This is a genomic window from Bifidobacterium cuniculi, from assembly GCF_000741575.1.
GTDB classification, from domain to species: Bacteria; Actinomycetota; Actinomycetes; order Actinomycetales; family Bifidobacteriaceae; genus Bifidobacterium; species Bifidobacterium cuniculi.
The window spans coordinates 25,942-50,988 of record NZ_JGYV01000021.1; the positions used below are offsets into that span (position 1 = coordinate 25,942).

General features: G+C 65.1%; 22 protein-coding genes. 10 read left to right on the forward strand and 12 right to left on the reverse strand.

All coding sequences use genetic code 11. From position 1 onward, the window contains the following. Positions 1–225: 225 nt before the first annotated feature. On the reverse strand, positions 226–621 hold the full coding sequence (locus BCUN_RS09025; RefSeq protein ID WP_033516916.1) for a Rid family detoxifying hydrolase: 396 nt from the start codon (positions 619–621) through the stop codon (positions 226–228). A gap of 213 nt (positions 622–834) precedes the next feature. On the opposite strand from BCUN_RS09025, the gene trxB reads away from it, so the two are divergent. Further along, a complete protein-coding gene (trxB, locus tag BCUN_RS09030; RefSeq protein ID WP_033516914.1) occupies positions 835–1,773 on the forward strand; it encodes a thioredoxin-disulfide reductase in 939 nt (312 codons plus the stop codon). A gap of 67 nt (positions 1,774–1,840) precedes the next feature. On the opposite strand, the gene BCUN_RS09035 is transcribed toward trxB, so the two are convergent. The 8 genes from BCUN_RS09035 to rpmH all read right to left on the reverse strand — a co-directional run bounded on the left by BCUN_RS09035 (position 1,841) and on the right by rpmH (position 7,881). Next, positions 1,841–3,172 carry a ParB/RepB/Spo0J family partition protein gene (locus tag BCUN_RS09035; RefSeq protein WP_033518612.1) on the reverse strand — a complete coding sequence of 444 codons (1,332 nt, stop codon included), beginning with the start codon at positions 3,170–3,172 and terminating at the stop codon, positions 1,841–1,843. Between the two features lies 1 nt (position 3,173). Then, positions 3,174–4,118 carry a ParA family protein gene (locus tag BCUN_RS09040; RefSeq protein WP_033518614.1) on the reverse strand — a complete coding sequence of 315 codons (945 nt, stop codon included), beginning with the start codon at positions 4,116–4,118 and terminating at the stop codon, positions 3,174–3,176. A 320-nt stretch (positions 4,119–4,438) separates the two neighbouring features. Then, positions 4,439–5,218, reverse strand: a complete 780-nt coding sequence (locus BCUN_RS09045) for a 16S rRNA (guanine(527)-N(7))-methyltransferase RsmG (protein WP_033518609.1) — start codon at positions 5,216–5,218, stop codon at positions 4,439–4,441. 170 nt (positions 5,219–5,388) lie between these two features. Continuing rightward, entirely contained in the window at positions 5,389–5,922 is a 534-nt protein-coding gene (locus tag BCUN_RS09050) for a Jag family protein (RefSeq protein ID WP_033517271.1), read from the reverse strand. A gap of 133 nt (positions 5,923–6,055) precedes the next feature. Further along, the gene (gene yidC, locus BCUN_RS09055) at positions 6,056–7,063 is read right to left on the reverse strand and encodes a membrane protein insertase YidC (protein ID WP_033517269.1); all 1,008 of its coding nucleotides are present in this window, start codon (positions 7,061–7,063) and stop codon (positions 6,056–6,058) included. A gap of 10 nt (positions 7,064–7,073) precedes the next feature. Continuing rightward, a complete protein-coding gene (gene yidD, locus BCUN_RS09060) occupies positions 7,074–7,349 on the reverse strand; it encodes a membrane protein insertion efficiency factor YidD (protein WP_033517267.1) in 276 nt (91 codons plus the stop codon). A gap of 20 nt (positions 7,350–7,369) precedes the next feature. Then, a complete protein-coding gene (gene rnpA, locus BCUN_RS09065; protein ID WP_033517265.1) occupies positions 7,370–7,723 on the reverse strand; it encodes a ribonuclease P protein component in 354 nt (117 codons plus the stop codon). Between the two features lie 23 nt (positions 7,724–7,746). Further along, positions 7,747–7,881: a 50S ribosomal protein L34 gene (rpmH, locus tag BCUN_RS09070; RefSeq protein WP_033517263.1), complete on the reverse strand. Its 135-nt coding sequence runs from the start codon at positions 7,879–7,881 to the stop codon at positions 7,747–7,749. 335 nt (positions 7,882–8,216) lie between these two features. Here rpmH and dnaA point away from each other — a divergent pair, with 335 nt between their 5' ends. The 8 genes from dnaA (at position 8,217) to BCUN_RS09110 (ending at position 20,338) form a co-directional block, all read left to right on the forward strand. Further along, entirely contained in the window at positions 8,217–9,809 is a 1,593-nt protein-coding gene (gene dnaA / locus BCUN_RS09075; RefSeq protein ID WP_033517277.1) for a chromosomal replication initiator protein DnaA, read from the forward strand. A gap of 651 nt (positions 9,810–10,460) precedes the next feature. Next, positions 10,461–11,588, forward strand: a complete 1,128-nt coding sequence (gene dnaN / locus BCUN_RS09080) for a DNA polymerase III subunit beta (RefSeq protein WP_033517261.1) — start codon at positions 10,461–10,463, stop codon at positions 11,586–11,588. Positions 11,589–11,647: 59 nt separating this feature from the next. Continuing rightward, positions 11,648–12,760: a DNA replication/repair protein RecF gene (gene recF, locus BCUN_RS09085; RefSeq protein WP_033517260.1), complete on the forward strand. Its 1,113-nt coding sequence runs from the start codon at positions 11,648–11,650 to the stop codon at positions 12,758–12,760. Position 12,761: 1 nt separating this feature from the next. Beyond that, positions 12,762–13,277, forward strand: a complete 516-nt coding sequence (locus BCUN_RS09090) for a DciA family protein (RefSeq protein ID WP_033517259.1) — start codon at positions 12,762–12,764, stop codon at positions 13,275–13,277. Between the two features lie 279 nt (positions 13,278–13,556). Then, positions 13,557–15,623, forward strand: a complete 2,067-nt coding sequence (gene gyrB, locus BCUN_RS09095; RefSeq protein WP_274518386.1) for a DNA topoisomerase (ATP-hydrolyzing) subunit B — start codon at positions 13,557–13,559, stop codon at positions 15,621–15,623. Positions 15,624–15,760: 137 nt separating this feature from the next. Further along, on the forward strand, positions 15,761–18,490 hold the full coding sequence (gyrA, locus tag BCUN_RS09100) for a DNA gyrase subunit A (RefSeq protein ID WP_051920990.1): 2,730 nt from the start codon (positions 15,761–15,763) through the stop codon (positions 18,488–18,490). Positions 18,491–18,559: 69 nt separating this feature from the next. Next, entirely contained in the window at positions 18,560–19,081 is a 522-nt protein-coding gene (locus BCUN_RS09105) for a DUF3566 domain-containing protein (protein WP_033517273.1), read from the forward strand. 183 nt (positions 19,082–19,264) lie between these two features. Beyond that, positions 19,265–20,338 carry a VanZ family protein gene (locus BCUN_RS09110; protein WP_033518740.1) on the forward strand — a complete coding sequence of 358 codons (1,074 nt, stop codon included), beginning with the start codon at positions 19,265–19,267 and terminating at the stop codon, positions 20,336–20,338. A gap of 200 nt (positions 20,339–20,538) precedes the next feature. Here the strand turns inward: BCUN_RS09110 and trhA are convergent, their stop codons facing one another. The 3 genes from trhA to BCUN_RS09125 all read right to left on the reverse strand — a co-directional run bounded on the left by trhA (position 20,539) and on the right by BCUN_RS09125 (position 24,254). Then, positions 20,539–21,354, reverse strand: a complete 816-nt coding sequence (gene trhA / locus BCUN_RS09115; protein WP_238552379.1) for a PAQR family membrane homeostasis protein TrhA — start codon at positions 21,352–21,354, stop codon at positions 20,539–20,541. Positions 21,355–21,641: 287 nt separating this feature from the next. After that, positions 21,642–22,988: an NADP-specific glutamate dehydrogenase gene (gene gdhA, locus BCUN_RS09120; RefSeq protein WP_033518602.1), complete on the reverse strand. Its 1,347-nt coding sequence runs from the start codon at positions 22,986–22,988 to the stop codon at positions 21,642–21,644. A gap of 78 nt (positions 22,989–23,066) precedes the next feature. After that, positions 23,067–24,254: an MFS transporter gene (locus BCUN_RS09125; RefSeq protein ID WP_238552381.1), complete on the reverse strand. Its 1,188-nt coding sequence runs from the start codon at positions 24,252–24,254 to the stop codon at positions 23,067–23,069. 278 nt (positions 24,255–24,532) lie between these two features. Between BCUN_RS09125 and mscL the strand changes: the two genes are divergently transcribed. Next, on the forward strand, positions 24,533–25,009 hold the full coding sequence (mscL, locus tag BCUN_RS09135; protein ID WP_033518604.1) for a large conductance mechanosensitive channel protein MscL: 477 nt from the start codon (positions 24,533–24,535) through the stop codon (positions 25,007–25,009). The last annotated feature ends 38 nt before the right edge of the window (positions 25,010–25,047 follow it).

Consider the following 25,047-nt stretch of genomic DNA (forward strand, 5'->3'; position numbering starts at 1 on the left):
GTGAGGAATCTTTCGTTTTCCGTGACTTTTCCGGGGCCTCCGAAATTAAAGCGGACACCCGGTCGGGAGTGAATCCCGACTTAAAGCGGGCACTGGGTCGAAGAACTCAAAAAGTTCTTCGACCAGTGCCCGCTTTAAGTCGGGATTCACTCCCGACCGGGTGTCCGCTTTAATTTCGGAGGCCCCGGAAAAGTCACGGAAAACGAAAGATTCCTCACAGACGCATTACGCCTGCGCTGCGGCGATGGCGTCGATCTCCACCAGGGCGCCCTTGGGGATCATGTTGTTGCCGAAGGCGACGCGGGCGGGCTTCACGCTGCCGGTGAAGGCCTTGGCGTAGACGGCGTCGACGTCGGCGAAGTCCTCCACGTTGCGCAGGTAGACGGTGGCACGGCACACGTGCTCCATGCCACAGCCGGCGGCGGCCAGGATGTTGTTGATATTCTTGAGGGCCTGGGCGGCCTGCTCGGCGGCGGTCACGCCCGCCAGCTCGCCGGTGGCCGGGTCGATGCCCAGCTGACCGGAGACGAAGACGAAGCCGTTGGCCTGCACGGCCTGGCTGTAAGCGCCGAGGGCCGTGGGGGCCTGCGTGGTGGCGATGGCGTGGAGGTTCTCGTACATGGTGGGTCCTTCCTGGTCCTGATGCCGGCGGGGTGCTCCGGAAGGGACCACGGCACCCCGGTTCCGATTCCATCAAGCATCATAGCCGTTCACTGCGGCCACGGCGTCGACCTGTCCACACGCTGGCGGCTCCGGCCAGCCAGGGAGTGCGGAGCCGGCACGCTGACAGGCGAACCCGGGAACGGACCGCGTCCTGTGTCTATTGTGGGGAGCATGAGCGAAACACGTGAAGTCATCATCATCGGCTCGGGTCCCGCAGGGTACACCGCAGCCATCTACCTGGGCCGTGCGGGCCTCAAGCCCTTGGTCGTCGCTGGTGCGCTGACCCCCGGCGGCCAGCTCGTCAACACCACCGAGGTCGAGAACTTCCCCGGCTTCCCCGACGGCATCATGGGCCCCGAGCTCATGGAGAACATGCAGCGCCAGGCCGAGCGTTTCGGCGCGGAACTGGTGTACGACGACGTCGAGTCCGCCGAGCTGGACGGGGAAACCAAGACCGTGCACTGCTCCGGCGGCGACACCTACACCGCCCGCACGGTGATCGTGACGACCGGCTCGTACTACCGCCACCTCGACGTGCCCGGCGAGGAGGAGTTCGGCGGCCACGGCGTCTCCTACTGCGCCACCTGCGACGGGTTCTTCTTCCGCGGCAAGCCGGTCGTCGTGGTCGGCGGCGGAGACTCCGCACTCGAGGAGGCGAACTTCCTGGCGAACCTGGCGGAGTCGGTCACGCTGCTGGTGCGCCGCGACGAGTTCCGCGCCTCGAAGATCATGGTCGACCGCACCCTGGCCAACCCGAAGATCACCGTCCTGATGAACACGGTGGCGGATCGCATCAACGGCGACAAGCAGGGCGTGACCTCCGTGAGCGTGCGCAACACGGCCACGGACGGCGAGGAGAAGCTCGAGGCCAAGGGCGTGTTCGTGGCGGTCGGCCAGGTGCCCCAGACGGCCTTCCTCGGCGGCCAGGTGGCCCTTGACGAACGCGGCTACATCCAGGTGGAGGGTGCCTCCACGCGCACGTCGCTGCCGGGCGTCTTCGCCGCCGGCGACTGCGCCGACCCCGTCTACCAGCAGGCGATCTCCGCCGCCGGCACCGGCTGCCGTGCCGCCCTGGACGTGCAGATGTACCTGGACGAGCTGGAGGCGTGATTGCGCCGACGCGCACTCCCATGAGATTTTGTTCAAAAAATGAACAATTTCTCAAGCTGATCTTAGGTTACGCCTGCTCCGGTGTCAGCAGGCCCAGGATGCGCTCCATCTCCTCGGGGCTGGAGAACACGATCTCGATGCGGCCGTGCTTCTCGGATCCCTTGATGCTCACCTTCGTGGCGAAACGCTGTTCCAGGCTCTCCTGAATCGGCGAACCGGCCCAGGGGTTGTGCTTGTTGGCCTTCGGCTTCTTGGGCTGCCCGGCGGCCTGCATGGAGACGATCTCCTCGACGCTGCGCACGCTCAGGCCCTCGTCGATGATGCGCCGCGCCAGCTCCTCCATCATCGAGTCGTTCGGCAGGCCCAGCAGGGCGCGCGCGTGGCCTGCGGACAGCTGTCCGGCGGCCACTTCGCGCTGCACGCTGGCCGGCAGGTTCATCAGGCGCAGCGTGTTCGCGATCTGCGGGCGGGACTTGGAGACGGACTTCGCCAGCTGCATCTGCGTCAGGCCGAACTCGTCGATCATCTGCTGGTAGGCGGCGGCCTCCTCGAGCGGGTTGAGCGCCACGCGGTGCAGGTTCTCGAGCAGGGCGTCGCGCAGCATGTAGTCGTCGGATGTCGTCTTGACAATCGCAGGGATCGACGTCAGTCCGGCGAGCTGGGAAGCGCGCCAGCGGCGCTCCCCCATGACCAGCTCGTAGGGGCTGTCCATGCGGTCCTCGAACTGCCCGTGGCTCTCCGTCGGCTGCTGGCGGGCGGCGCGGATCTGCTCGATCGGCCGCTTGCGCACCACGATCGGCTGCAGGACGCCGACTTCCTTGATGGACGCCGCGAGTTCCTGCAGTTCCTCGTCGCGGAACACGGTCCGGGGCTGGTGCAGGTTGGGGCCGATCTGCGCCAGGTCGAGCTCCACCAGGTAGCCGCCCTCGACGGGCTTGAGCTCGGGGACGTCGCCATCGTCGGCCGCCTGTGCGGCGGACGCGGGCGTCGGGGCGAAGAACATGTCGCTGGGGTGCTGCATGTCGTCGATGGCGGGCATGGGCGCACGCTTCGTCGACGCCGACGCCGGCTTGTGCTCGGCGGCTTCCGGCTGCAGCGTCATCGGCGCCGACAGCTTGGAGACGGTGTCGCCGTTGCGGGTCATCGTGCCCATCGACGGGATGGTGGACTCCAGCGGGCTGATGGGGCCGGTCGGCTGTGCCTCGGCAGCCGGCGTGGCCGCGGCGGCAGCCGCCTTCCCCTTCGGCGCGGCCTTGGGCTGTGCCTTCGGTTTGCGCGGTGCCGGCGCCTCGGCTACCGCGGTCGGCGCCGCGGCCTTGGTGGGCTCCTCCTCGGGTTCGCCGGGCAGCGAGGGAAACAGGGCGCCAAGCCCACGCCCGAGTCGTGATTTCGATGCCATGTCAGTTCTCGTTTCTCCTCGATGCGATGGTTTCCAGGACGACTGTGGAGCGCTCGTTGATCTCCAGCGCGGCCTCGCGGTAGGAGACGGCGCCCATGCCGCGCGGGTCGTAGGTGACGACGCTCTGCGCGAAACTGGGGGCCTCGGAGATCTTCACGGTGCGCGGGATGGTGGTGTCGAGCACGATGCTCGGGTAGTGCGTCTTGACCTCCTCGTACACCTCGCGGCTCAGGAGGGTGCGCTTGTCGAACATGGTCACGAGCATCGTGGAGACGAGCAGTTCGGGGTTGAAGTTCGACTGGACCAGGCCGATGGTGTTGATGAGCTGGCCGAGGCCCTCGAGCGCGTAGTATTCCGCCTGGATGGGGATGAGCATCTCGGTGACCGCGCACATCGCGTTGATGACGAGCAGGCCAAGGGACGGCGGACAGTCGAGGAAGACGTAGTCGTAGTGCGTGTCGGATTCCTCGAGGAAGCTGTCGAGGGCGATGCGCATGAGGTTGTTGCGGTCGGGCATGTCCGCGAGTTCGAGGTCGGCGCCCGACAGGTCGATGGAGGCGGGCACCACCTGCAGGTTCGCGTAGTCGGGGCAGTCCTGCATGACCTCGGCGATGGTGGCGCGGCCCTCGATGACGTCGTAGACGGAGGGGTCGCCGGAGTTGTGCCGTACGCCGAGCGCGGTGGATGCGTTGCCCTGGGGGTCCATGTCCACGACGAGCACGTTGAGGCCACCCTGCGCCAGTGCGGCAGCCACGTTCACCGCGGTGCTGGTCTTGCCCACGCCGCCCTTCTGGTTGGCCACGGCGATGCGCCGCGTGGCCGCGGGAGCCTTGAACTCGGCCGCGTTGATGCGCTCGAGGCGGTGCGAGATGTCGGCGATTTCCGAGCCGACGCCCGAATGGTCGTCGGAGAAGATGCGGGCGATGGTGTCCGAGGCGCTTTCCATGCCGGGGACGTTGGCTTGTTGTGTCACGAAGACAGCCCTCCTATTGCGTCTTTACCAGTATTCAAGTTTCTTCATTCGTATGGACAGGTAGCGATGCGGTGACCGGATGTGGAGTCGATGTGGATAACATGTGGATAACTCGGCGCTCTCACAGGTTCCTGAGGTGCGGTTTTCGTTGTGTTGACTGTCGTTTGCGACCATCCACGTTCGCAGTGGACGGCTGTGGATAGCTTGTGCACATCGCCACCGGCGATTGTGGATAACCCGGGTGTCTTGCCACCGCTTCGCTCACAGCGCGCGTCTCCGCCGCACCTCGTCTCCTACCTTTTGTCCACGATTGCCACATGGGTCGGCTCGAGGCCGTCGGCCACCGGCGCAAGCTCCACGCGCGGCCTGGTGCCGCCGTACTGGGCGATCACCTTGCGCGCCTTGTCGATCTCGGCCTGGGCGGAGCGCCCCTTGAGCGCGATGAGTTCGCCGCCACGGCCCACCAGGGGCAGCGTCCAGCCGGCCAGTTTGGTCATGGGCGCCACCGCACGGCAGGTGACCACGGTGAAGGGGTGACGGATGGCTGCACGGACTTCGTCGCTCACCGGGACAGTGGCCGGGGCGGTGCCGGCGGACCTGCGCTTGCCGTTGTGCCCGCCCCTGCTTGCAGCGGCGCGCGCCCGGCCCAGCGCGGCGATGGCCTCCTCGGCACGGGCGCGCACGATCTGCACGTTCTCCAGCCCCATGGCCTCGACGCATTCGCCCAGCCATTCCACGCGCCGTTCCATCGGCTCGATGAGCGTGAAGGCATGGTCCGGCAGCATGGCCGCCAGCACCAGCCCGGGGAAGCCGCCGCCCGAGCCGAGATCTGCCACGGACTTGAACCGTGCACGGTCGGTCGCCTTGCGGATGAAGGGCGCCAAAGCCGCGGAATTGAGCAGGTGCCGCTCCCAGAGGATATTCACGTCACGCGGGCCGATCAATCCGCGCGGCTCCCCTTCCTCCTTGAGTTTCCCGTGAAACACCTCGATCTTCGGGAGCGCCTCGCCGAAGACGGCGTGCAGGATGGACGAGGACGCCAAGGATGCGTCGTCATGGATGTCGTCAGTCATAAGGCACCATCCTAGCGCCAAGCATCAGAAACCTCATTCGAAAGGCCCCGGCATCCACATGGAGCAGAAATATCACGAAAAAACGAGAGATTTCTCAAGCCCCCCACGCAAAAAGGGGCGCCAAGGCACAATCCACGCCTTGCCGCCCCTCAGGTCCTCACCCCAGGCACTCAGTCCTCGACGATGAACTCGTCCTCGTCGTCCTCGTCGGCCGTGTGCTTGGCATAGATCGTCACGTAGCGCTTCGGCTCCTCGCCGTGCGAACGGGAGCGCAGGCCCTCGTCGCGCACCACGTCGTGGATGATCTTGCGCTCGAAGGAGTTCATGGGCTTCAAGTCCACGGGCTCGCCCGTCTCGCGCACGTCGTCCACGGCGTCCAGCGCCATGTCGCGCAGCACTTGGCGCTTGCGCTTGAGGTAGCCGTCGACGTCCACGATCAGGTGGCTGCGCTCGCCGGTCTGCTGCTGCACCGCCAGGCGGGTCAGCTGCTGCAGGGCGTCCACCACCTCGCCGTTGCGGCCGATCAGGTGCTTGATGTCGATGTCGTCGTCGGCCACGATCTGCACCATCGGGCGGCCGTTGCGCACGCCCATCTCGATGTCGCCCTCGTAGTCGGCGATGTCCAGCAGGCCCTCGAGGTAGTCGGCGGCGATGTCCGCCTCCTCGTTGAGCTGGTCCAGGGTACGTTCCTCGTCTTGCGCCATGGGGTCCTCCTTGTGGTTGGTGTTCAGGTCTTGGTCGGCATTCCCGCACGTCGTGCGTGCGGCTCGGGCAGATGGGTAGTCATAGTGTACGACGTGCGCATGCTCCTCGCATGCGCACGTCGCGTCATTCGGGCTATTTCTTCTTCTTGCGGTTCTTGCGCTGCGGCTGGGCACGCTGGAAGCCCTGCGTCTCGCGGCGCTCGGCCTCCTCGCGGGCCTTGATGAGCGCCTCGTCCTCCAGGGAGGGGCGGCCCTCCTTCTCGCGTCGGCGGTTCTCGTTGTCGTGGTCACGCTTCTCCTTGTCGAGCGCGGCCGGCGAGCCGGGCGTCGGGAACTCGTGCAACTGCCAGAAGGAGCGGGCGAGGTTGCACAGGTTGTTCGCCAGCCAGTAGACGAGCACGGCGAAGGGCATCGCGATGCCGGAGAAGATGTACATGATCGGGAAGATCCACAGCATCATCTTCTGCATGCGTTCGCTCTGCTTGTTCATGGCGGCGGGCGCGGTGTTGCGCTTCATGGTGTGCCACTGCGTGTACCACAGGCAGGCGCACATGGCGGCCACGAAGATGCCGATGACGATCTTGCCGCCAGTGTCCGAGGTGTTGAAGGTGTCCGCGACGCCGACGCCGAAGTACCTCGTCTGCGAGAACTCCTGGGCGGTGGCGACGTCGAAGGCACCCAGCGGCGCGCGCTTGCCGTTCGCAATGTAGGGGATGGCGGAGAGCACGTAGAACATGCACATGAACACGGGACCCTGGATGAGCATCGGCAGGCAGGAACCCGCGGGGTTCGCGTGGTTGTCCTGGTAGAGCTTCATCATCTCCCGCTGCATGGCTTCCTTGCTGGCGGGGTCGTTCTTGCCCTTGTACTTGTTCTGGATCTTCATCATCTGCGGCTGGATGGCCTGCATGCCGCGCATCGACTTCATCTGCTTGTAGAACAGCGGGAAGACGCAGGCCTGCACGACGATGACGAGGAAGATGATGGAGAGCACCCACGACAGGCCGACGGTCGGCATGCCGATGAGCGTGAGCAGCTTGTGGAACCAGTACATGACCTGGGTCATGAGCCATTCCACGGGGGTCAGCAGCTTGTAGAGCCAGCCCCACACGCCACTGTCAAGGAAGAAGTTCTCTTGCATAGTCGGATTCTCAATTCTCGCGGGTTGGCGTCAGACGCGGTTCCTCATGCGCCCTTGACCAGGAAAAGCGGTACAGCAGCGAGAAGCGTGCCGGGACGTCGTCGATGCCGCCGTCACTCCACGGACGGCACCGCAGGATGCGCAGCATGGCGAGCATGCCGCCCCTGAGCGCACCGAAACGCTCGATCGCCTCGATGGCATAGCGGGAACAGGAGGGGTAGTAACGACAGACGGGCGGCCGGCCTGCGCTGATCGTCCGCTGGTACCAGCGGATGGCGCGGACCATGTGCCGCCCGGTTCGTGAGGTCACTGCTGCTCCGTCCTGCGTGAGACTGCGCGGAACGCGGCATCCACCTGTCCGTCCAGGGATATGAAATCCGCGGCGGCCGCGCTTGGCTTGGCCCTCAGGACGATGTCGATGCCTTCCGGCAGGCCGTCCTGGTGTCTGGCCGCCAATACGCGGAAACGCCGCTTCACGCGATTGCGCGTCACGGCATTGCCGACTCCCTTGGATACGGCGAGTCCCAAACGCCGTTCGGGTATGGCGACTCCGTCCACGACCGGCCTCATGCGGTAGTGGACCACGATGTCACGCTCGCTGACTTTCCGGCGGCGACGCAGCACGGCCACGAATTGCTCATGGCTCTTGAGCCGTTCCATCATGCGTTCGCCCCGGCGGGGTGTCAGGCTGCGAGGGTCTTGCGGCCCTTGGCGCGGCGACGGTTGATCAGCGCACGGCCGGAACGGGTGCGCATGCGTGCGCGGAATCCGTGCTTCATGTGACGACGGCGGTTGTTCGGCTGGAAAGTCCTCTTCATGGTTCAATAGCTCCCGATTGTGTTTTGGCCACGCTTGCGCGCGGCCCTCTATAAAACAAGCTCTGTCAAGGATAGTGGTACCCATACCCCAACGGCAAGCCAGGACCGGGGGACGGGTCGCTCGACCTCTCCCCCGTCCGCGGTGCACGGTCCGCCGGCGGCGTCCACAAAACCGCTGCAACGGTGGGGAAGACGTGGCGCGCTTATCCACAAACGACACTGGTGTCATTCGAAAATCCACTGTTTTCAACACGCGAGCCTGTGGATAACTTCTGCCGGAAGGAGTAAACATATGCTGTAAGTTTCAAAGACGACCCGTGGAAGAAGAAAAGCAGATGAGCGCACAACAGGCAGACCCGGGCGCGAAGTCCGCCATGATCTGGTCGAACGCACTGACCTTGCTGCGCAGCAACTCCGCGTTGACGAGCCGCCAGAAGGGCTGGTTCGAGGGAGTGCTGCCCGAGGCGGTATACGGGACCACCATCATCCTGGCCGTGGAGAACACGGAGACGCAGCACGTGCTGCAGTCGGAGCTCAACACGCAGCTGCTGCAGGCGCTGGAACTCGCCAACGGCGGCGTGCCGCTGTTCCCGGCCTTCAAGATCCTCGCGCAGGAGACGCCTGCGGAAGACAACGAGACCCTCCCGGTGAACGTGCCCGAGCAGACACCGGCGCCGCGTCCGACACAGCCTCGCAAGCCCGTGACGGCCACCTTCCCCGCACAGCCGACCGTCTCGCACTACGACGACGCCGTCGTCCAGACCTTCGACGACATCATGCCCGGCACCACCGGCTTCCCGGCCGCCGAGACCGCACCGGCGACCACGTCGCCGAACTTCGTCCCGGCGTCCTTCGGCAGCACGGGCAAGCAGCCCCGGATCGACCCGGCCACCCACCTGAACCTCAACGACACCTTCGACACCTTCGTGCCGGGCGATTCGAACCGTTTCGCGCGCACGGTCGCCCTGGCGGTGGCCGAGGGATCCGGCAAGAACTTCAACCCGCTGTGCATCTACGGCGGCTCGGGACTGGGCAAGACGCACCTGCTCAACGCGATCGGCAACTACGCGCTGCTCAAGCAGCCGAACACGCGCGTGCTGTACGCCACGAGCGAGGAGTTCACCAACGAGTACATCGATTCCCTGCGCCCGGACAAGCCGGGTTCCAACCGCATCGGCGCCTTCAACCGCAAATACCGCGAGGTGGACGTCCTGCTCATCGACGACATCCAGTTCCTGGGTGGCAAGAAGGAGACCTTGGAGCAGTTCTTCAACATCTTCAACTCGCTGTACCGTGCCGGCAAGCGCATCGTAATCGTTTCCGACGTGGCTCCGAGGAACCTCAAGGACTTCGAGGAGCGCATGCTCTCGCGCTTCCAGCAGGGCCTGACCGTGGACGTGCAGCCGCCGGACCTGGAGACGCGCATCGCCATCCTGCGCATGATGGCGGCCAGCGCCGACGCGCGCATCCCCAACGACGTGCTCGACCTCATCGCGGAACGCTTCACCGAGAACATCCGCGAGCTCGAGGGCGCCCTCAACCGCGTCACCGCCCTGGCCTCCCTCAACGGACAGCCCGTGACGCGCGCCCTGGCCGAGCAGACCCTGCAGGACTTCTTCTCCGTTGAAGTCGAGCTCAAGCCCACCGACATCATCGCCAAGGTCGCCAAGTACTTCCACCTGACCTTCGATGACCTCGTCGGGCCGGGACGCCAGAAGAACATCACCTTGGCCCGTCAGATCGCCATGTACCTCACGCGCGACCTGACGAGCATGTCGCTGGTGAACATCGGCCAGGTCTTCGGCGGCCGCGACCACACCACGGTGATGCACAACTGCAAGATCATCTCCGACAACATGCAGGAGAAGCAGGAAATCTACAACTACGTGACCGAACTGACAATCCAGCTGCGGCAGCGGATGGACTGAGAGCGCATGCCTCGAACCAAGCTTCCGCATGTGAAAGCAGAAAGCTCTCGTTTTTTCGTGATATTTCCAAGGCGGCCCGCTCGTGCGGGCCGCCTTGGAAATATCACGAAAAAACGAGAGCTTTCTATAGGCCTTAATCAAAAGAACCATGTCCTACGATGATTCCCTCCAAGGCCTGACTTCACCCCTGCCACCCTCCCACTGGGGAAAACCAACTCAGGCGACACACCGAACGATGAGATTTTTTGGGGAAAGTTATCCACATAGTTATCCACAAATGTGGGTAAACTCGGGGGAAATCCCGTGGGTAAATGACCAAAATCAGGGGATGAACGGTGGATAAATCCACAAAAATTGTGGATAACTAGGAAGGCCTTCCACGGCTGTGGATAAATCGCCTTTTTATCCACACGGAATCCAGATGCCATCCACATCTTCGAATCGGCCACAATCCACCGACGCGTATGGCTTTCCGCGGTTATCCACATATCCACCGCGCTTATGATGATGATTACTTATCAGAGTTTTTCCTTTCACCATCATCATGGAACCCTTCGAAAGCGGACATCTGCGGATCGCGAGCGGAAAAGCAATGGAGCGGATAGAATGAACTGCAGCGACTACCTGACCCGTGCGCATTGAAGGAGCAGCATGAAAGTAGAAGTCAACTCGACGTCGTTCGCGGATGCAGTGGCATGGACCACGAGCGTGCTCGATGCCCGCCCGACCAACCCGATCCTCGCAGGCATCAAGCTCGAGGCCGCGGACGGAGCACTGCAACTGTCGGCCTTCACGTACGAACTGTCCGCACGCGACCACATCGAGGCCGGAGTTGACGAGGCCGGCACGGTCGTCGTGCAGGGCAAGCTCCTCGCCGACATCAGCAAGTCGCTGCCCTCAGAGAAAGCGTATCTGGCCACCGACGGCTCCACGATGACCATCACGTCCGGCAAGTCGACCTTCACGCTGCAGCTCATGCCGGAAAGCGAATACCCGGACCTGCCCGCCCTGCCGCCGCTGCTCGGCCAAGTCGACGCACAGACCTTCACCCAGGCGGTGAACCAGGCCGCGGTCGCCGTCTCCCGCGAGGAAACCCGCCCGGTGCTCACCGCGGTGCAGATGCGCTTCCAGGGCGACACGGTGACCATGTCCTCCACGGACCGCTACCGCCTGGCACGCTCCATCTTCCAGTGGACCCCGCAGCAGGCCGATCTCGACGCCGTGGCCCTCGTCGGCGGCCAGCACCTGCGCGACATCTCCCGTTCCATCGACGAACACCAGAACGTGCAGGTCTACCTCGACACGGAACACCCCAGCCTGATCGGTGTGGAGAACGCCGGCCGCGTATCCACCGTCCAACTCATCGACGGCGAGTTCCCGGCCGTCGACCGCCTCTACGCCGATTCCTACCCCATCCACGCCGTGCTCGACAAGCACAAGCTCATCGACGCCATCAAGCGCGTGGCCCTGGTCGCCGAACGCAACGCGCCGATCCGCATGGTCTTCGCCGGCCAGGAGGTCACGCTCACCGCTGGCGGCGCCGCCGACGAGGCAGCCGCGAACGACGTGCTCGACGTGGACCTCGACGGCGAGGACATCACCGTCGCCTTCAACCCGAACTACCTGCGCGAAGGCCTGAGCGCGATCGCCGAGCCCTTCATCCGCATGAAGATGACCACCGCCGTCAAGCCCGTGGAATTCAACGGCCAGCAGGAAGCCGACTCCGAGGAGTCGATGAACTACCGGTACCTGCTGGTGCCGATGAGGTTCAACAGCTGACCTAGTTTTTGTTCGAAAAATGAACAAAAACTTCCCTGACCAACGGAAGCGCCATATCCATGCATCTTTCCCGCCTCGCCCTGGACCACTTCAGGTCCTGGGACCACCTGGTCCTGGACCTGGGGCCCGGGGTCACCATCCTCCAGGGACCGAACGGGCTGGGCAAGACCAACATCGTGGAGGCGGTGGAGGTGCTCGCCACGGGCGGCTCGCACCGCACCTCCTCGTCGCTGCCGCTCGTCCAGCGCGGGCAGCCTGCGGCCACCATACGCGCCAACGTCACCGATGGCGACCGCACGGTCACCTACGAGGCCACGATCCGCGCGAAAGGCGCCAACCGTGCGCGCATCAACGGCGGACCGTCGCTCTACATGAGGCAGATCGTCGGCGACATCCCCGTCGTGGCCTTCACGCCCGAGGACCAGGCCATCGTCGCCGGCGACCCGTCGGCACGCCGCACCTTCCTCAACCAGGCGGCCTGCCAGCTCATCCCCGGCTACGCGCAGTCCCTCCAGCAGTTCACGCACGTGGCCAAGCAACGTGCCGCCCTGCTGCGCCAGCTCGCGCAGTCCGACTCCTTCGATGCGGCGCGCGACGCCGCCCTGAGCGGCCTGGAGACCTGGACCGGCCACTACATCACGCTCGGCCTCGAACTGACGCGTGCACGCCAGCGGCTCATCGACCGGCTGCAGGAACCCTTCTCCCGGCTTGTGCAGCGGCTCGCCGGCGAAGACGTGCGGCTGCAGTACGAGCCGTCCTTCACCGAGGTCGCCTCCGACAGCCCGGAAACCGCCGTCAGCGCGCACTTCCAGCGGCTCTACGCCGGCGAGGTCGCGCGCGGACAGAACCTCATCGGACCGCAGCGCGACGACCTGGCCGTGCTCATCGACGACGTCCCGGCACGCGAATTCGCCTCCAACGGGCAACTGTGGACCCTGGCGCTGGCCCTGCGCATGGCCGTCCACGAGCTGCTGTCCGCCATGCACGGCGAGCCACCCATCGTCATCCTCGACGACGTCTTCTCGCAGCTCGACGAGGCACGCCGCGCACAGATCCTCGACTTCGCGCAGGGACAGCCACAGGTGCTCGTCACCGTCGCCGCGGCCAGCGACATCCCGCCGCTCGGCGACGCGCGGGTCGTCGACGTGGCGCAGCTGGGCGGGGAGGACTGACGTGCGCCCGCCCATCGTCGTCACGCTCAGGCTCGACGAGCGCACCCTCGCCGCCGAGGAATACGAACGGATCACCGAACGCGCCGGCGTGCTCGCCGAGCGGCGTGCGGCCAGCGAACAGGCCCGTCGGGAAGCCTTCGAGAACTTCGGCAAGCCAGGCCGCGACGCCGCACGGCTCGGCGGCCTCTTCGGCGAGCTCATCGAGCGCAACGGCTGGAAACCGCACATGCAGATGGCGCAGCTGGGAGGCGACTGGGCGTCCATCGTCGGACCCGCACTGGGCGCGCATACGCGCGTCGACTCGCTGCGCGACGGCGTGCTGACGATCCGCGCCGACTCCCCCGCCTGGACGACCACCCTCAAGGGCATCCTGCCCCAGGTGAGGCAGACAATCGCCGTCAAGCTGGAGGGCCTGCGGATCGACGAGGTGCGCGTCATAGGCCCGCAGGCCCACGGCCCCGGCATGCGCAAGCGGATGTATGTGCAGAGCCAGATAAGGGGGCGGGGTCGGCGGTGAGTTGTGTGGCCCTGTTGCCCCCTCCGCCCCGCCCCTAGTTTTTGTTCGAAAAAATGAACAAAAACTAGGGGCGGGGCGGAGGGGGCAACAGGGCCACACAACTCACCGCCGTCTTGGACAGAATGCGCAGATTCCTCTCTGGCTGACGAGGTCCCTATGCATGAGTAGAATATCCAGTAGAACAGGTAAACGCCCACACGGGCGTTTTATTCGTGTTACAGGGCATATCGCTCTGCGAGAACCCCCTCTCGTGCAACCGAATCAGAGAAAGGAATCTCTGTGGCAGACCTTGCAGCCGACTCCACGAATGCGGAGGACCAGACCACCCAGGAAGAACAGCTCGACGACACCCTCTCTCCCGAGCACTACGACGCATCCGACCTGCGCGTGCTCGAAGGCCTCGAGGCAGTGCGCATCCGTCCGGGCATGTACATCGGTTCGACCGGCCCGCGCGGCCTGCACCACCTGGTCTACGAAATCGTCGACAACTCCGTCGACGAGGCGCTCGCGGGCTACGCCTCGCACATCGAGGTGACCATCCTGCCCGACAACGGCATCCGCGTGGTCGACGATGGCCGCGGCATCCCCGTGGACGAAGTGCCCGGAGAGGGCGTCTCCGGCGTGGAGACCGTCATGACCAAGCTGCACGCCGGCGGCAAGTTCGGCGGCGGCGGCTACGCCGTCTCCGGCGGCCTGCACGGCGTCGGCATCTCCGTGGTCAACGCCCTCTCCACGCGCGTGGACATCGAAGTGCGTCGCCAGGGCTACGTGTGGACGCAGACCTACGTCGACCAGCACCCCACCGCACCCCTCAAGCAGGGCCGCGCCATGGAGGACGGCGAATCCACGGGCACCTCCGTGACCTTCTGGGCTGACCCGGAGATCTTCGAGACCACCGTCTACGACTTCGAGACGCTGCGCGCCCGCTTCCAGCAGATGGCCTTCCTCAACAAAGGCCTGAAGATCTCGCTGACCGACCTGCGCGAGACCGAATCCACGGGCGACGAGATCACCGGCGCGCAGGACGCCTCCGACGAGGAACACCAGACCGTCACCTACCAGTACGCGAACGGCATCAAGGACTACGTGGACTACATGGTCCGGATCCGCAAGGCCGTGCCGATCGAGCCGGAGGTGATCGACATCGAGGCGGAGGACCTCGACCTGGGCGTCTCCGCGGAGATCGCCATGCAGTGGACCAGCGCGTACGCCGAATCCGTGCACACCTTCGCGAACACCATCTCCACCACCGAGGGCGGCACCCACGAGGAGGGCTTCCGCGCGGCGCTCACCGGCATGGTGAACCGATACGCGCGCGAGAAGGGCATCCTCAAGGACAAGGACGACAACCTCTCCGGCGACGACGTGCGCGAGGGCCTGACCGCGGTGGTCTCCGTGAAGCTGACCAACCCGCAGTTCGAGGGCCAGACGAAGACGAAGCTCGGCAACTCCGAGGCGAAGACCTTCGTGCAACGCGTCATGAACGACAAGCTCAGCGACTGGTTCGACTCCCACCCGACCGAGGCGAAGAACATCATCCAGAAGGCCATCGAGGCCTCCCGCGCCCGCCTGGCCGCCAAGAAGGCACGCGAGAACACGCGCCGCAAGTCCATCTTCGAGTCCGCCGGCATGCCCGACAAGCTCAAGGACTGCCAGTCCAACGACCCGGGCGAATGCGAGCTGTTCATCGTGGAGGGCGACTCCGCAGGCGGCTCCGCCATCCAGGGCCGCAACCCGATCACCCAGGCCATCCTGCCGCTGCGCGGCAAGATCCTCAACACGGAGCGCGCCAGCCTCGACCGCATGATGAAGTCCGACACCATCGAGTCGCTCATCACCGCAATCGGCGGCGGCTACGGCGAGGACTTCGACCTGGACAAGGTGCGCTACCACAAGGTCATCATCATGGCCGACGCCGACGTCGATGGCGCCCACATCGCCACCCTGAACCTCACCCTCTTCTTCCGCTACATGCGCCCCATGATCGACGCCGGCTACGTCTACGTGGCCATGCCGCCGCTGTACCGCCTCAAGTGGACGAAGGGCCCGCACGACTTCGTGTACACGGACGCCGAGCGCGACCGCGTGCTCGCCGAAGGCCGCGCCAAGGGCCGCCAGCTGCCCAAGGGCGAAGGCATCCAGCGCTACAAGGGCCTGGGCGAGATGAGCTACCAGGAACTGTGGGAGACCACCATGGACCCCGACAACCGCATCCTCAAGCAGGTGCACATCGAGGACGCCATCCAGGCCGACGAGACCTTCTCCATGCTCATGGGCGACGAGGTGGAGCCCCGCCGCCTGTTCATCCAGCGCAACGCGCACAACGCCCGCTGGATCGACGCGTGAGAGTTGGTGTGGTGTCTGTCGGTCGGTCTGCCGCCCTGCCGGTGCCTGCGGGCACCGGCAGGGCGGCAGACCGACCGACAGACACCACACCAACCACCTGCGCAACGTGACCAACACCAACATAAAGGACCTTTGAAGTGGCAGACGACAACCAGTACAACGACGGGGCCGACGACGACCTGATCCTCCCCGACGGCTCGCTCGAGCCCCTCAGCCCGCAGGAAGCGGACAACACCGACTACGGCCTGCTGGTGGGCCAGCGCGTCCAGCCGGTCGACCTGCAGGAGGAGATGCGCCAGTCGTACCTCTCCTACGCGCTCTCCGTGATCGTCGAACGCGCCCTGCCGGACGTGCGCGACGGCATGAAGCCGGTGCACCGCCGCGTCGTGTATGCGATGTACGACGGCGGCTACCGCCCCGACCGCGGCTACAACAAGTGCTCGCGCGTCGTCGGCGACGTCATGGGCAAGTACCATCCGCACGGCGACGCCGCCATCTACGACACGCTCGTGCGCATGGCGCAGTCGTGGTCGATGCGCTACCTGCTCGTCGACGGCCAGGGCAACTTCGGCTCCCCCGGCGACGACCCCGCGGCCGCCATGCGTTACACGGAGTGCCGCATGGCGCCCCTCGCCATGGAGCTCGTGCGCGACATCGACAAGGACACCGTCGACTTCGTGCCCAACTACGACGGCAAGACGCAGGAGCCGACCGTGCTGCCCGCGCGCTTCCCCAACCTCCTGGTCAACGGCTCCTCCGGCATTGCCGTCGGCATGGCCACCAACATCCCCCCGCACAACATGCGCGAGGTCGCCGACGGCGTGCACTGGGCACTCGACCATCCCGAAGCCAGCCGCGAGGAGCTGCTCAACGCGCTCATCGAACGCATCAAGGGACCAGACTTCCCCACCGGCGCCACCATCCTGGGCCACAAGGGCATCGAGCAGGCGTACCGCACCGGCCGCGGCCTGATCACCATGCGCGCCGTCGTCAACACCGAGGAAATCAAGGGCCGCATGTGCCTGGTGGTCACCGAACTGCCCTACCAGGTCAACCCGGACCGCCTCGTCGCCTCCATCCGCGAGTCCGTGCGCGACGGCAAGATCACCGGCATCGCCGACATGCGCGACGAGACCTCCGGCCGCACCGGCCAGCGCCTCGTGCTCGTGCTCAAGCGCGACGCCGTGCCCAAGGTCGTGCTCAACAACCTCTACAAGCACACGCAGCTGCAGCAGACCTTCGGCGCGAACATGCTCGCCCTAGTCGACGGCGTGCCGCGCACCCTCAGCCTGGACGCCTTCATCCGCCACTGGGTGAACCACCAGCTCGACGTCATCGCACGCCGCACCGCCTACCTCAAGCGCGAGGCCGAGGAACGCGACCACATCCTGCAGGGCTACCTCAAGGCGCTCGACATGATCGACGAGGTCATCCACCTCATCCGCGAGTCGCGCACCGTCGACATCGCCCGCGAGGGCCTCATGAAGCTGCTCGACGTGGACGAGGTGCAGGCCGATGCCATCCTCGCCATGCAGCTGCGCCGCCTGGCCGCGCTCGAACGCCAGAAGATCCTCGACGAGCACGACGAGCTCATGCGCCGCATCACCGACTACGCGGACATCCTCGCCCGCCCGGAGCGCCAGCGCGCCATCGTCGGCGACGAGCTCGACGAGATCGTCGCCAAGTATGGCGACGACCGCCGCACCAGGATCCTGCCCTTCTCCGGCGAGATGAACGTCGAGGACCTCATCGCCGAGGAGAACGTGGTGGTGACCGTCACGCACGCAGGCTTCATCAAGCGCACCAAGGCCGACGAGTACCGCGCCCAGCACCGCGGCGGCAAGGGCATCAAGGGCACCAAGCTGCGCGAGGACGACGTGGTCGACCACTTCTTCCTCACCAGCACGCACAACTGGCTGCTCTTCTTCACCGACCGCGGCCGCGTCTACCGCTGCAAGGCCTACGAGCTGCCCGAGGGGTCGCGTGACTCCAAGGGCCAGCACGTGGCGAACCTGCTGCAGTTCCAGCCCGACGAGACCATCCAGACCGTGCTGTCCATCCCGAACTACGAGGTGGCAAAGTACCTGGTGCTGGCCACCCGCTCCGGCAAGGTCAAGAAGACGCGCCTGAGCGAGTACGACTCCTCGCGCCAGGGCGGCCTCATCGCCGTGCGCCTCATGGGCGGCGAGGGCGGCGAGCCGGCCGACGAGCTGATCGGCGCCAACCTGTGCAACGCCGAGGACGACATCATCCTCGTGTCCCGCAACGGCATGAGCCTGAAGTTCCGTGCCGATGACGAGCAGCTGCGCCCGATGGGACGCCAGACCGCCGGCGTGCAGGGCATGAAGTTCCGTGAGGGCGACGAGTTGCTCGCCATGGATGTCATCTGGGGCGACAGCGACAAGGACCTCTTCGTGGTCACCAACGAGGGCTTCGCCAAGCGCACCGCGCTCTCCGAGTACCGCCTGCAGGGCCGCAACGGCCTGGGCGTCAAGGCCGTCCAGCTCGTGGAAGGCCGCGGCTACCTCATCGGCGCGCTCGTCGTGTCCGGGTCGGACCAGATCATGGCGATCATGAAGTCCGGCAAGGTGATCCGCTCCGATGTCGCCGAGGTCAAGCGCACCGGCCGCACCACGCAGGGCGTGACCTTCGCCAAGCCCGACAAGGGCGACGAGCTGATCTCCATCGCCCGCAACGCCGAGACCGAGGACGCCGCCGACGGCGAGACCGCCACGGTGGCCGACGCCGCCGGCGCTACCTCCACCGAACCCGCACCCGGAGAGCCGACCTTCGAGGTGCACGAGGACCATGACATGCCCGTCGTCACCGAGGAATCCGCCGCCATCGAGCGTACGGACGAGGAGTAGGCAGTCACGAACCGTTGGTAATCTCGAACCTTAGGCTTTGACCATCAAGGAGCACATGCTATGAGCGACATGAGCGATACTGTCGCGCCGCAGCCGCAGCAGCCGGCGCCTGATCCGCAGGCCCCGCGCACTGCCCGGTCGGCGTCCAACCAGCCGCTGATCGCGGACAAGGACCACCCGGAAAGCAACCGCCCGGTGCGCCCCATCAAGAAGCGCGGCAAGAAGCCGCGAGCCCGGCGCATGAACCTGTCGCTGACGCGCGTCAGCGCCTGGTCCGTGGCCAAGGTGACCTTCATGCTGGCACTCGCCGGCGCGATCATCCAGGTCATCGCGGTGGCACTGCTGTGGGGCATGCTCAAGGTGGTCGGCGTGTTCGACCAGGTCACCACCATCGTCTCGTCCGCGGGCCTCGACGCAGGCGGTTTCGACCTGACCAACATCCTGTCGCTGCCCACCGTGCTGTCCGCGGTGACCATCTTCTCCATCGTGGAGATGGTGCTCGTCACCGTGCTGGTGACCATCTTCGCGCTGCTCTACAACGTGGTCAGCGCGCTGGTCGGCGGTGTGCACATCACGCTGGGCGACGACTGACAGCTCCGAGAAATTGTTCATTTTTTCGAACAAAATCTAGGGGAGGGGCGCAGTTATAGGGGGCGTCGGCACGCCGTCGGACAACCGTCCGACGGCGTGCCGACGCCCCCTATAACTGCGCCCCTCCCCTAGATTTTGTTCGAAAAAATGAACAATTTCTCGCGTGTATTACACTGGGGCATCATGCTCTCGTATATCGGACTGTTCAGCCACTCCTTCCTCTTCGCGCTTACGCTGTGGCCCTTCGTCGCGGCAGTGCTTACGCTGCCCATCCTCGCGGTGATGTACCACAGGGACCACCGGCTCTACCTGTCCAGCGGGCTCATCGCCTACGTCGCCGTGCTCTACGCGGTCGGCCTGCTCACCTTCACCCTCTACCCCATGCCGGACGATCCGGCCATGTTCTGTGCCACGCACCGCCTGCTGCCGCAGCTCAACATCATGCAGATCGTGCCGGACGCCATGAGCGGGCTCGACGGGGTGCTGCAGCTGGTCATGAACGTCGTGTTCTTCCTGCCGATGGGCTTCATGCTGCGCCGTTGGGCACGCTGGCCGTTCTGGATCGCCGCGGTCTTCGGCTTCGGCTGCTCCGTCTTCATCGAGACGTCCCAGCTCACCGGCTTCTGGGGCCTCTACCCCTGCGCCTACCGGCAGTTCGACGTGGACGACATGCTCACCAACACCACGGGGGCGGTGCTGGGCTACCTGGTTGCGATGCTCGTGGGGCGGATCTGGCCTACCAAGGACCACGAGGAGACGGGCATCAACGACCACCCCGGCTTCGTGCACCGGATGGTGGCGCTCATCATCGACGTGGTCATCATGCAGATCTGCGTGTGGGCGCTCACCATGCCAATCATGTTCGCGTTCACCCAGGTCGCCACGCGCCTGGAGGACGGCCGCTACACGCTGGGCGAACTGGTCGTGGACACGGACATGACCCGGTGGGTGCCGCGCGTGCTGGCCATCCTGGCGTTCCTGGTCTTCGAGGTGTGGATCCCGTGGAAGCATCAGGGGCGCACGCTGGGCGGCTCCTACACGCAGATGACGTGCGAGACCGTGCCGCGGCGGGGCGCCCGGCGCGTGGGCTTCTATGCGGTGCGCACGGTGGTGCTCGGCGCCTGGTACGTGCTGCTGGTGGATGGCATGGGCCGGTGGTTCTGGCTGCTGATGCTCGGCCTGCTGGTGTGGTGGCTCTTCGCCAAGCGCATGCCGTGGGACCTGGTGCCGGCGGGGCCGGCGGGGAAGGACGACTAGGATGCGCCGGCGCCGGCGAGCGACGAATCGGTGGTTGTGAGTTGTGACCCGGTCACAACTCACAACCACCGATGGAAGGGGAGATGGAAGGGGAGATGGAAGGGGAGATGGAAGGGGAGATGGAAGGGGAGATGGAAGGGGAGATGGAAGGGGAGATGGAAGGGGAGATGGAAGGGGAGATGGAAGGGGAGATGCACTGCCTACCTCATGCTCAGCACCACCATGAACAGGGCGATCACGTGGCAGACATAGCCGCCGATGGTACCCAGGTGAAACAGCTCATGGTAGCCGAAGACCTTCGGCCAGGGGTTGGGCTTGCGCAGGGCGAAGCAGACCGCACCCGCGATGTAGCAGGCGCCGCCTGCGATCACCAGGACCGTCGCGACCGGCCCGATGAACGGCGACTGCCAGAACAGGTGGATGATGGTGATCGGGGCTAGCCCGAGCACGACGTAGACGATGGTGAAGAGCCAGTCGAGTCCCTCGGGATACACCAGGTGGACGAGCGTGCCGACGATGGCGGTGATCCAGATGATGCCGATGTACGTCCAGCACACCACGCGGTTGGACAGTGCGAACAGGAACGGCGTGCAAGTGCCGGCAATCACCAGGAAGATGTTCGAGTAGTCAAGGCGGACCAGGACGTCGTCGACCTTGGTGGGGAAGTGGCCGTGACCGAGATGAAGGGCGGCGCTGACGCCGAAGAGCAGCATGATGGTGGCGCCGTAGACGCTGATGGCCGCCTTCATCCAGCCGCCGGACGCAAGGCAGATGAGGATGACCGACGTGGCGATGGAGAACGGAAAGGCGAGGGTGTGCAGCCAGCCGCGGGTGAGCGGTTTCTCGGCGAGCATCTGCCGCAGCGCGTTGCGCTCGCGGGTCTGCTTGCGGATGACTTCGATGTGGGCGTCGCGCGCCTTGTTCTGGCGAAGACGACGGGCGGTGAGGACTTTCCGGGGGCGATCCGTTCTGCGGGCGGATCCGATGCGATGCACGTTCCTATGAACCATGACCATAGCCACCAGCATAGAAACGACGTCAATATGACACGTGGGGTTCCTCTGTCGGGTGACCTTGCTGTCGGGTGACCTTGCGTTTTATGTCTTTTTTTTCGTTAGGGCGGGCACCGGAATGGTGTGCTTTCCGCGATTAGGGCGGGCACCGGAATGGGGCTCTCCCCGCTCTAACGCGGGAGAGCCCCATTCCGGTGCCCGCCCTAATCGCGGAAAGCACACCATTCCGGTGCCCGCCCTAACGAAAAAAAAGACGACCAATGCGGACATCCGGGACGCAGCGCAGCGAACTAGAAGATGCCCTGGGCGACCATGGCGTCGGCAACCTTCACGAAGCCGGCGACGTTGGCGCCGAACATGAGGTCGCCGTCATGGCCGTACTCCTTGGCTGCGTCGAGCGACTCGGCCACGATGTTCTTCATGATGCCCTTGAGCTCCTCGTCGACCTTCTCGAAGCTCCAGGACAGGCGGTAGGAGTTCTGGCTCATCTCCAGGCCGGAGACGGCCACGCCGCCGGCGTTGGCGGCCTTCGCGGGGCCGTAGAGCACCTTGTTCTTCTGGTAGACCTCGATCGCATCCGGCGTGGACGGCATGTTCGCGCCCTCACACACCACGGTGCAGCCGTTGTCCACGAGCTTCTGGGCGGAATCGCCGTCGATCTCGTTCTGCGTGGCGCAGGGCAGCGCGATGTCACACGGCACGGTCCACACGCCGGCGCAACCCTCGTGGTATTCGGCGCCCTCGACGCGGTCGGCGTACTCGCTGATGCGGCCGCGGTGACCCAGCTTGATGTCCTTGACGACGTCCAGGTCGATGCCGTTCGGGTCGTAGACGTAGCCGTTGGAGTCGGAGCAGGTCACGACCTTGGCGCCCAGCTGGGTCGCCTTCTCGATGGCGAAGATCGCCACGTTGCCGGAGCCGGAGACGCACACCGTCTTGCCTTCGAAGGAGTCGTTGCGCAGCACGCGCAGAGCCTCCTGCGTGTAGTAGCACAGGCCATAGCCGGTGGCCTCGGTACGGGCGAGCGAGCCGCCGAACTCCAGGCCCTTGCCGGTGAGCACGCCGGTGAACTCGTTGCGCAGTCGCTTGTACTGGCCGAAGAGGAAGCCGACCTCACGGGCACCGACATTGATGTCGCCGGCCGGCACGTCGGTGAACTGGCCGATGTGCCGCTGCAGCTCGGTCATGAAGGCCTGGCAGAAACGCATGACCTCGGCGTCGGAACGGCCCTTCGGGTTGAAGTCGGAGCCGCCCTTGCCGCCGCCCATGGGCAGTCCGGTCAGGGAGTTCTTGAGGATCTGCTCGAAGCCGAGGAACTTGATGACGCTCTCGGTCACGGTCGGGTGGAAGCGCAGGCCGCCCTTGTACGGGCCGATCGCGGAGTTGAACTGCACGCGGTAGCCGCGGTTGACCTGCACGTTGCCTTCGTCATCGACCCAGGCAACACGGAACTTCACCAGGCGCTCGGGTTCCACGAAGCGCTGCAGGACGCCTGCCGCCTCGTATTCGGGGTGCTTCGCGAAGACAGGCTCGATGCTCTCGAAGACTTCCTGCACGGCCTGCAGGAACTCCTTCTGGTCAGGATCGCGTTCCTCGACCTTGGCATACACGCGCTTCACGTACTCATCAGTGAGCATGGTCCCTCATTTCTGTTTGCGAATGGGCAAAATCAGCATCATTCTAAAGACGCTGTGAACGATTGCACAAGTGCTTATTCAGTTTTTGGATTGCCGGGCATGCCACGGCAACCAGATCGCCCACGCCACCGGCATGGTCAGCGCAAGCAGCGGGTAGAACCACAGGTCGGGCAGCGACTGGTAGAGCGCGCCGCCGATGAGCGGGCCGATGAACATGCCTAGGTCGATGCCCGCGTAATACGTCGTGTTCGCCATGCCGCTGCGCTCCTTGCCGGCGATGGTGACGGCGTTGGCCTGCGTGACCGAGCTCATCAGGCCGTAGCTGCCCGCGGTGAGCACGGCCGCCGCCGCCAGCAGCGGCAGGCTGCGCATGAAGGTCAGGCAGGCGAGCATGCCGAGGTTGCAGGCGGTGCAGGTGACCATCCAGAATGCAAACGATTTCGTGTCGAACCAGTTGCGCAGCAGGATGCGCACGATGAGCAGCACGACCGCGTAGATCGGGAAGTAGACGGAGACGTCGGTGCCCATGTGACGCTCGGCGGCGATGCTCACGAGGAAGGACTGGTTGGCGAAGTAGGGGATGCCGAACATCATGAAGATGACGGCGATGGGCACGACGCGCGGCTCGAACAGCGTGTGCAGGCGCAGCGGTGTACGCTGCGCCTGCGCCGTGGCCAACGGGCGGCCGGCATCGCGGACGCACAGGGCGAGCACGACGACCGCGGCGGCCAGCGCGGCGGCGATGAGGAAGGCGGGCCGGTAGCCGATTGTCGCCGAGGCGCGGATGCCCAGGTCGGGGCCGACTGCCTGTGCCAACGCATTCATCGTACCGTAGAGCCCCATGCCAGCTCCCATGCGTTCGATCGGCAGCAGCATCGCCAGCCATGCGGACAGGCATACGGAGATGCATGCGAAGCCCACGCCGTTGAGGATGCGCGCGCACAGCAGCATCGCCGCGTTCGTGCAGCAGGCGTACCAGACGTTCGCGATGACGTAGAGACCGCCGCCGACGATGGCGAGCCGGCGCTTGCTGGTGCGGTCAGCGAGGCGGCCGGCGACGGGGCGGCAGAACAGCGCGGTCAGCGAGAGGGCGCCGGCGACCAGTCCCATCACGGTGCCGTCGGCGCCGAGCTTGCCTGCGAAGCCCGCGATGATGGGGGATGCGAGCATGCTGGCGCTCATGAAACAGAAGGTGGCGGCCATGATCAGCACGATATCGCGGCTGAGCAGGCGCGCGGGACGAGGCTTGGGTTGGGGGCTGGGCATGCGGCTCATTGTAAGGGCTGCGCGGGTGTGACGCCCACAGCGCAGCATCGCGAGGCCGGTCGGTTCTCGAAAAAAATACGGGTTTTCGTAAAAGCTTTTGCGCTGAACGCTTGAAGATGGAAGGTCACGGCGTTTCCTGGCCGGTGCACGACCACAATGAAACCAGTAGCTTCCGGGTACAACATCCCCGCCCGGGGCCTCCTCGCCCACCGAACGCCCGTCAGGGGCAGTGGTGTGCGTGCAACAGGAGCAAGAGAAAACACAAAAGGAGTGTAATCATGCTGGACGGTTTCAAGAAATTCATCGCGCGAGGCAACATGGTCGACATGGCGGTCGGTGTCGTCATGGGCGGTGCCGTGACCGCAGTGGTCAACGCCATCGTGGAGGGCGTCATCAACCCGTTCATTGCCATGATCTTCGGCAAGCCGAACATGGACGGCCTGCTCGCCTTCACCGTGAACAACTCCACCGTGTCCTTCGGCATGGTGCTCGGCTCGATCATCAACTTCCTGATCATTGCGGCCGCCGTGTACTTCTGCATCATCGTGCCGATCAACAAGATGCGTGACCTCTCCGAGAAGGCCATGGCCAAGCTCAAGAAGAACGACGCCGACGTGGCCGCTTCCCAGCCCGACCTGAGCCCGGAGGAACAGACCGTGATACTCCTGCAGGACATCCGCAACCAGCTGGCCGCGCAGAACGGCGCCGCCGATGCCGCCAAGGCGAGCGTGACCGTGGAGCCGGCCCAGAAGTAGGCAGCAAGCCTTCCATCGTTGCCGATGTCCTTTTCTTT

Excerpts from the sequence above, each read along its gene's own strand:
- recF (WP_033517260.1), top strand. The coding sequence starts at position 11,648 with ATGCATCTTTCCCGCCTCGCCCTGGACCACTTCAGGTCCTGGGACCAC.
- BCUN_RS09050 (WP_033517271.1), bottom strand. The coding sequence starts at position 5,922 with ATGGCGCAAGACGAGGAACGTACCCTGGACCAGCTCAACGAGGAGGCG.
- rnpA (WP_033517265.1), bottom strand. The coding sequence starts at position 7,723 with ATGGAACGGCTCAAGAGCCATGAGCAATTCGTGGCCGTGCTGCGTCGC.
- BCUN_RS09110 (WP_033518740.1), top strand. The coding sequence starts at position 19,265 with ATGCTCTCGTATATCGGACTGTTCAGCCACTCCTTCCTCTTCGCGCTT.
- rpmH (WP_033517263.1), bottom strand. The coding sequence starts at position 7,881 with ATGAAGAGGACTTTCCAGCCGAACAACCGCCGTCGTCACATGAAGCAC.
- BCUN_RS09035 (WP_033518612.1), bottom strand. The coding sequence starts at position 3,172 with ATGGCATCGAAATCACGACTCGGGCGTGGGCTTGGCGCCCTGTTTCCC.
- mscL (WP_033518604.1), top strand. The coding sequence starts at position 24,533 with ATGCTGGACGGTTTCAAGAAATTCATCGCGCGAGGCAACATGGTCGAC.
- dnaN (WP_033517261.1), top strand. The coding sequence starts at position 10,461 with ATGAAAGTAGAAGTCAACTCGACGTCGTTCGCGGATGCAGTGGCATGG.
- gdhA (WP_033518602.1), bottom strand. The coding sequence starts at position 22,988 with ATGCTCACTGATGAGTACGTGAAGCGCGTGTATGCCAAGGTCGAGGAA.
- dnaA (WP_033517277.1), top strand. The coding sequence starts at position 8,217 with ATGAGCGCACAACAGGCAGACCCGGGCGCGAAGTCCGCCATGATCTGG.
- yidD (WP_033517267.1), bottom strand. The coding sequence starts at position 7,349 with ATGGTCCGCGCCATCCGCTGGTACCAGCGGACGATCAGCGCAGGCCGG.
- trxB (WP_033516914.1), top strand. The coding sequence starts at position 835 with ATGAGCGAAACACGTGAAGTCATCATCATCGGCTCGGGTCCCGCAGGG.
- yidC (WP_033517269.1), bottom strand. The coding sequence starts at position 7,063 with ATGCAAGAGAACTTCTTCCTTGACAGTGGCGTGTGGGGCTGGCTCTAC.
- trhA (WP_238552379.1), bottom strand. The coding sequence starts at position 21,354 with ATGGTCATGGTTCATAGGAACGTGCATCGCATCGGATCCGCCCGCAGA.
- BCUN_RS09105 (WP_033517273.1), top strand. The coding sequence starts at position 18,560 with ATGAGCGATACTGTCGCGCCGCAGCCGCAGCAGCCGGCGCCTGATCCG.
- BCUN_RS09040 (WP_033518614.1), bottom strand. The coding sequence starts at position 4,118 with ATGGAAAGCGCCTCGGACACCATCGCCCGCATCTTCTCCGACGACCAT.
- BCUN_RS09045 (WP_033518609.1), bottom strand. The coding sequence starts at position 5,218 with ATGACTGACGACATCCATGACGACGCATCCTTGGCGTCCTCGTCCATC.
- BCUN_RS09125 (WP_238552381.1), bottom strand. The coding sequence starts at position 24,254 with ATGCCCAGCCCCCAACCCAAGCCTCGTCCCGCGCGCCTGCTCAGCCGC.
- BCUN_RS09025 (WP_033516916.1), bottom strand. The coding sequence starts at position 621 with ATGTACGAGAACCTCCACGCCATCGCCACCACGCAGGCCCCCACGGCC.